The following is a 5,551-nucleotide window of genomic DNA, read 5'->3' as shown; positions in this document are numbered from 1 at the left end:
TGCAAAAACCAGTCCAGTTTGTTTTTTTAAACAAATCTCTTTTGGTATAACCCCTTACAAACAAATAACGTTTTTACAAGAACCTGAAAACCAGCCTCGATAAGTTCTGAAATGCGGACATTATCCTCAATTCCGGAATAAATATCTTGATTCCAGAAAGGACTCGCCTACTGCTCCAGAGCCTCAGCTATGGCATCACAAACATATCCAATATTCTTTGAGGTCAGGCCGGCCAGATTAATTCGTCCACCGCCGACAACATAGATACTCCTGTTTTTTCTCAACCAGTCCACCACATCCGATGATAACCCGCTGAAGGAAAACATACCCCGCTGACGGGTAATATAGGAAAAATCCCCCTGGACTCCTCTTGCCTCCAGCCCCTCGACCAGGGCTTTACGCATGGCTTTGATCCGTTCCCTCATACCACCAAGCTCCTCAATCCACAGGGAGTAGAGTTCAGGGCGATCAAGAATTGTTGCGGCCACAAGCCCTCCATGGGCAGGAGGGTTTGAGTAAATAACGCGGATAGTTGTTTTCAAATGACTGAGAGCGACACCCGCCTCTTCCCGCGTTGGACAGACCAGGGTCAGAGCACCTGTTCGCTCATTGTACAGGCCGAAATTCTTGGAAAACGAACTGGCAATAAAAAAGTCCCGTCCCAGGGCTGCAAACTGTTCAACCGCAAAGCGATCACCTTCAACACTCTCCCCGAACCCCTGGTAGGCAAAATCAAGAAACGGTATCCAGCCCTTGTCGCTGCTTATTGCCGCAATCCGGCGCCATTGTTCCCGGTCAGGATCCACTCCACTCGGGTTGTGACAGCAGGTGTGCAGAAGAACAATATCCCCGCCGGGAATATTTTCCAGGCTGGCTGTCATTGCCTCAAAGTCCAGTTGTCTGTTTTCCGCATCATAATACGCGTATTGCTCGAGCCCGAAACCGGCGGCAGAAAAAACCGCATTATGATTGGCCCAGGTGGGAGAACTCAACCACACTTTCGCATCCGGATAAAACTTTTTCAGGAGATCCCCGCCAACACGTAGAGCTCCGGTTCCGCCAGGGGCATGGGCTGTCACCGCACGGCCGGAAGTTATCACTTCACTTTCCTCGCCAAAAAGAAGCTTCTGCACATTCTTTCCATATCCCGGATCACCGGGAATCGGCAGATAACTTTTCGTTTTTTCAGATGCCAGCAATATTTTTTCAGCCTCTTTAACACAGGAAAGTACAGGTGTATTTCCTTCGTCATCTTTATAGACGCCGACTCCCAGATTCACTTTTTCCGGATTTCCGTCCTTTTTAAAAGCATCCGTCAACCCGAGAATGGAATCAGCCGGTGCCGCTTCAATTTTTTTCCACATAACCCCTCCAAACTATAAAATAATTTTTAGTATGTATAACAATTTCCGTATCTATCCGATAGCTCTGGCCATTCTCCTCACTTCCTCCCTCTTGCCGATCACAACGATAACATCACCGGAATCAAACTGTTCGTCCGGACCGGGATTAAATATCATCTCACCGGACAGCTTTTTTATGGCCACGATGATCACCCCGAAATCCTGCCTGAGCTTGCTGTTCAGTACCGTCTTTCCGGCAATGGACGAATTCCGGGCAACAACAGCCTCCTCCATTTTTAACCCGAGTTCGTTGTTCATCAGGGTCTGATCAAGAAAATCTATGACTGTAGGTTTCTGAAGAATCCCGGCCATCCTTTCTCCGCCAATCTGATAAGGACAGACCACTCTGGAGGCCCCGGCCCGCAGAAGCTTGTTCTCATTACTGACATCGGATGCCCTGGCAAGAATAAAGATATCAGAACGCATGCCCTTTGCCGACAGAGCAATAAAGACATTATCGGCATCAGAGCTGACTGCTGTGACCAGACCCCTGGCCTTGTCAAGACCGGCTTCAACAAGGGCCTCATCGGATGTGGCGTCCAGATTCAGATAAAGGATATCCTCCGCCTCAAGCACCTCTATCTGCTCCGGATTCTGTTCGATGACGACAAGGGGTATTCCAGCCAGTTTCAGTTCCTGAACGATAATAGAACCGATCCTGCCATATCCGCAGACAATATAGTGATCCTTTAATGCCGCAATCTGCTTTTCCAATTTTCTTCTCCCCAGAATTTTTCGCAGTTCACCTTCAACAAAGATCCTGGCAACCTGGCCAAGGGTATAGGTAAGCAGGCTGATTCCACAAACTATAATAACAATAGTGATTCCCCTGCCCATGACAGAAAGAGGTCTCACCTCTGAAAAACCGACAGTGCTGATGGTGATAAGGGTCATGTAGAATGCCTCGAAAAACGGCATATCCTCAACCATTACATAACCGACAGTACCGAAGGCAATTGTTGCCAGAAGGAAGAATAACGATATTTTCAGTTTGGAATAATCCAGGTTCATCATAGGTAGAGGTTCGGGTTTTATGCGGATTCATCCCCGCAAAAACTGTTTTTACCATGAAACCGGCCTGCCAGGCCAAACAATTCTCCTGAAATTGCAAAGATTTTCTTGAAATGAATGACTCCTGGCGTATCATTAATAATCCTGTTTACCCATGAAACCTGGCCTGACTGCGGTCAAAAACCATATAATTGCTACCCCTGTGAGTAGTTACAAAAAAACATCAGTCCAGATTTTTAAAATACGCCTGACAAAACAGGTACCTTTCCAGGCTCACAAATCTCAGGCTGAGTTTTGCCCGTAATTGGATTAATAATACTGAAAGGTACTCTTTAAGGATACCAACACCCAAATTAAGCAGAAAAGGAGAATCAATGGACAAGCTTGATGCCATCTTCGCACCGGAATCGGTTGCGGTAATCGGCGCTTCAACAAAGAAAGGCAAGGTCGGCCACGATATTTTCGCCAATATCCTCTTCGGTGGATACAGGGGAACCCTTTACCCCGTCAACCCGAAGGCCAAATCGATTCTCAGCGTTAAATGTTACACATCGATTGCCAACATCCCCGATCCCATAGACCTGGCCATGATCATCCTTCCCCCAAAACTCGCCCTGCAGGCCGTGAAAGACTGTATTGCCAGGGGTATCAAAGGTGTTGTCATTGTCTCCGCGGGTTTTAAGGAAGTAGGCGGGGAGGGTCTTATTATTGAACAGAAAATCCATCAGATGTGCCGAGAGGCCAATATCAGGGTTGTCGGCCCCAACTGCCTCGGGGTCATCAACCCGTCGGCCGAAGTCTCCTTGAATGCCAGCTTTTCTAACAGAATGCCGGAATCCGGGAATATCTCCTTTATCTCCCAGAGCGGCGCGCTCTGTACGGCCGTACTTGACTTTGCAGCCGACAAAGGATTCGGGTTTTCAAAGTTTATCTCTATCGGCAACAAAGCCGATGTGGACGAACTTGATCTCCTCCGGTATTACCATAAAGATCCGGATACCGATGTAGTCATGATCTACATGGAAGAACTGTCCAGAGACCCGGAAGAATTTATCCGTGAAGTCCGTGAAATCACCTCCGGCACCAACCCGACCCATGTCCTCGCCATCAAATCAGGAACTTCGGACGCCGGCGCGCTGGCGGCAGCCTCCCATACCGGGTCCCTTGCAGGGCCCGACGCCATTTATGACGCCATTCTCGCCCAGGCGGGAATCATCCGCTGCCAGACGGTGAACGAGCTCTTTGATTATGCCCAGGTATTTGCATCGAAAAAGGCACTTCGTGGTGATAAAATAGCCATCGTCACCAACGCGGGCGGGCCCGGAATTATCGCAACCGACATGAGTGAAAACTCAGGCCTGAAACTGGCACGGTTCACCGATGAAACCATCAGAGAACTGCACCGCTACCTGCCGCCCACCGCCAATTTTCACAACCCGGTGGACGTGATCGGCGACGCCGCAAGGGACAGGTATGAAAACACCCTGGCCACCGTGTTGAGCGATCCCGGTGTAGACGGGGTCCTGCTCATCCTGACCCCCCAGTCCATGACCGACGCCGTGGGTACAGCCGAGGCCATTGTCAGTATCGCCAGAAACTCGGTCAAACCGATTATATGCTGCTTCATGGGGATCGTTGATGTCTCGGACGGGGTCAAACTGCTGCAGAAAAATCATCTGCCGGTCTACCACTTTCCGGAAAGCGCCGCCAGGGCCATGGGTGCGCTCTACCAGGGAACAAAATGGCTCTCCAGAAGGACCCTGCCCCAGTATGACATACAGTATGACAGCAGAAAAGCTGAAGAAATCATCAGTTCCTGCCTGGAAAAAGGGCAGTACATCCTGGGTGAACTTGACGGCAGCAGGCTCCTGCAATGTTATGGGTTTAATACCCTGAAGATGGAACTGGCAAGAGATAGTAATGAAGCGGCTGAACTTGCGAAAACAATCGGTTTTCCGGTAGTCATGAAAATCGTCTCCGGACAGATCCTGCATAAATCAGAGGCAAACGGGGTAAAAGTGGGTCTGGAAAACGCAGATGAAGTCAGGGAAGCCTTTACCGAAATCATGGAGAACGCGGCCGCCTACGATCCATCTGCCGATCTTGACGGTGTCCTGGTCCAGCAGATGGCCCCATCCGGTACCGAAGTGATCCTTGGTGTCAGCAAGGCGCCCATGTTCGGGCACGCCGTCATGTTCGGCCTGGGAGGAATCTTTGTTGAAATCTACAAGGATGTGGTGTTCAGCCTTGCTCCCCTTGGCCGCAATGTCGCCCGTCGCATGATCAAACGCATCAAGGGATACCCGATCCTCACCGGTTTCAGGGGCCAGCCACCGGCAGACATTGAAATGCTGGAGAAACACCTGGTATCGCTCAGAACCCTGGTAACCCATCACCCGGTTATCAAAGAACTGGATATCAATCCACTCTTTGTTCACGCCGAAGGAAAAGGAACAACTGTCGCCGATGTCATCATTACCCTGGAAGACGAATCACAGGGTTAATAAGAAAAACAACTGCCTCAGAAATTTCAGGCAACCAGGTCTACCTGCTGCATGGTAACGGCACGGCCACTTTCCATCAAGGCAATACCACTGGAGCGAACCTGTCCAAGGAGTTGATTTTCTCTGTCCTTTATAGAAAACGGATCGGCAATACTGCCCAGATATATGGCCCCGACTCCAGCCTTTCCCAGGGCAACAAGGCTGGTTTTTCCATCGGGGCCTCGACTCCAGATACGAAGCTTATCATAAATGGCATCGTTTTCATCAATCCAGTTATTACCATCCGTATCATAGAGGGCCAACTCCTGAAACCCGTTGCCGGTTCGCGCTCCAAACAACTCGCTTCCATCATCAATTTCCCCGTTTCCATTTTTATCCAGGGCCAGAAAGCCACTCCCCGGATCGACGAAGGCAATCTGCTCCCTGGTCCCATCGGCATCAATATCAAAATGAAAATTTCGCTGACCAAGCTGACTGCCGGTTCCTGAAAAATTGATCACCAGCGGATCCTTCAGGGCATCTCCAGCCCGAACCTGGATGTTCCGCTCGCTGTAAAACTCACGATTCATCGAAAGTGACACTGAAAAATCGATTTCCATACCATCTTCTGTTTTGATAATGCCATTCGCCTGA

Annotated in this window: 4 protein-coding genes; 1 reads left to right on the top strand and 3 read right to left on the bottom strand. The window is 49.6% G+C overall.

Annotated features, from left to right (window positions below; genetic code table 11):
* Positions 1–167: 167 nt before the first annotated feature.
* Positions 168–1,364 carry an amino acid aminotransferase gene (locus ACXLDX_RS08105; RefSeq protein ID WP_457576686.1) on the bottom strand — a complete coding sequence of 399 codons (1,197 nt, stop codon included), beginning with the start codon at positions 1,362–1,364 and terminating at the stop codon, positions 168–170.
* Positions 1,365–1,415: 51 nt separating this feature from the next.
* Positions 1,416–2,417: a potassium channel family protein gene (locus ACXLDX_RS08100; RefSeq protein WP_457576685.1), complete on the bottom strand. Its 1,002-nt coding sequence runs from the start codon at positions 2,415–2,417 to the stop codon at positions 1,416–1,418.
* A 371-nt stretch (positions 2,418–2,788) separates the two neighbouring features.
* On the opposite strand from ACXLDX_RS08100, the gene ACXLDX_RS08095 reads away from it, so the two are divergent.
* The gene (locus tag ACXLDX_RS08095; RefSeq protein WP_457576684.1) at positions 2,789–4,918 is read left to right on the top strand and encodes an acetate--CoA ligase family protein; all 2,130 of its coding nucleotides are present in this window, start codon (positions 2,789–2,791) and stop codon (positions 4,916–4,918) included.
* A 26-nt stretch (positions 4,919–4,944) separates the two neighbouring features.
* Here the strand turns inward: ACXLDX_RS08095 and ACXLDX_RS08090 are convergent.
* Positions 4,945–5,551, bottom strand: a 607-nt coding sequence (locus ACXLDX_RS08090) for an SPM autocatalytic domain-containing protein (protein ID WP_503417354.1), incomplete at its 5' end; no start/stop codon positions are given.

This window comes from Desulfomarina sp. (assembly GCF_054039375.1).
This window is presented reverse-complemented; position numbering and strand designations above follow the sequence as displayed.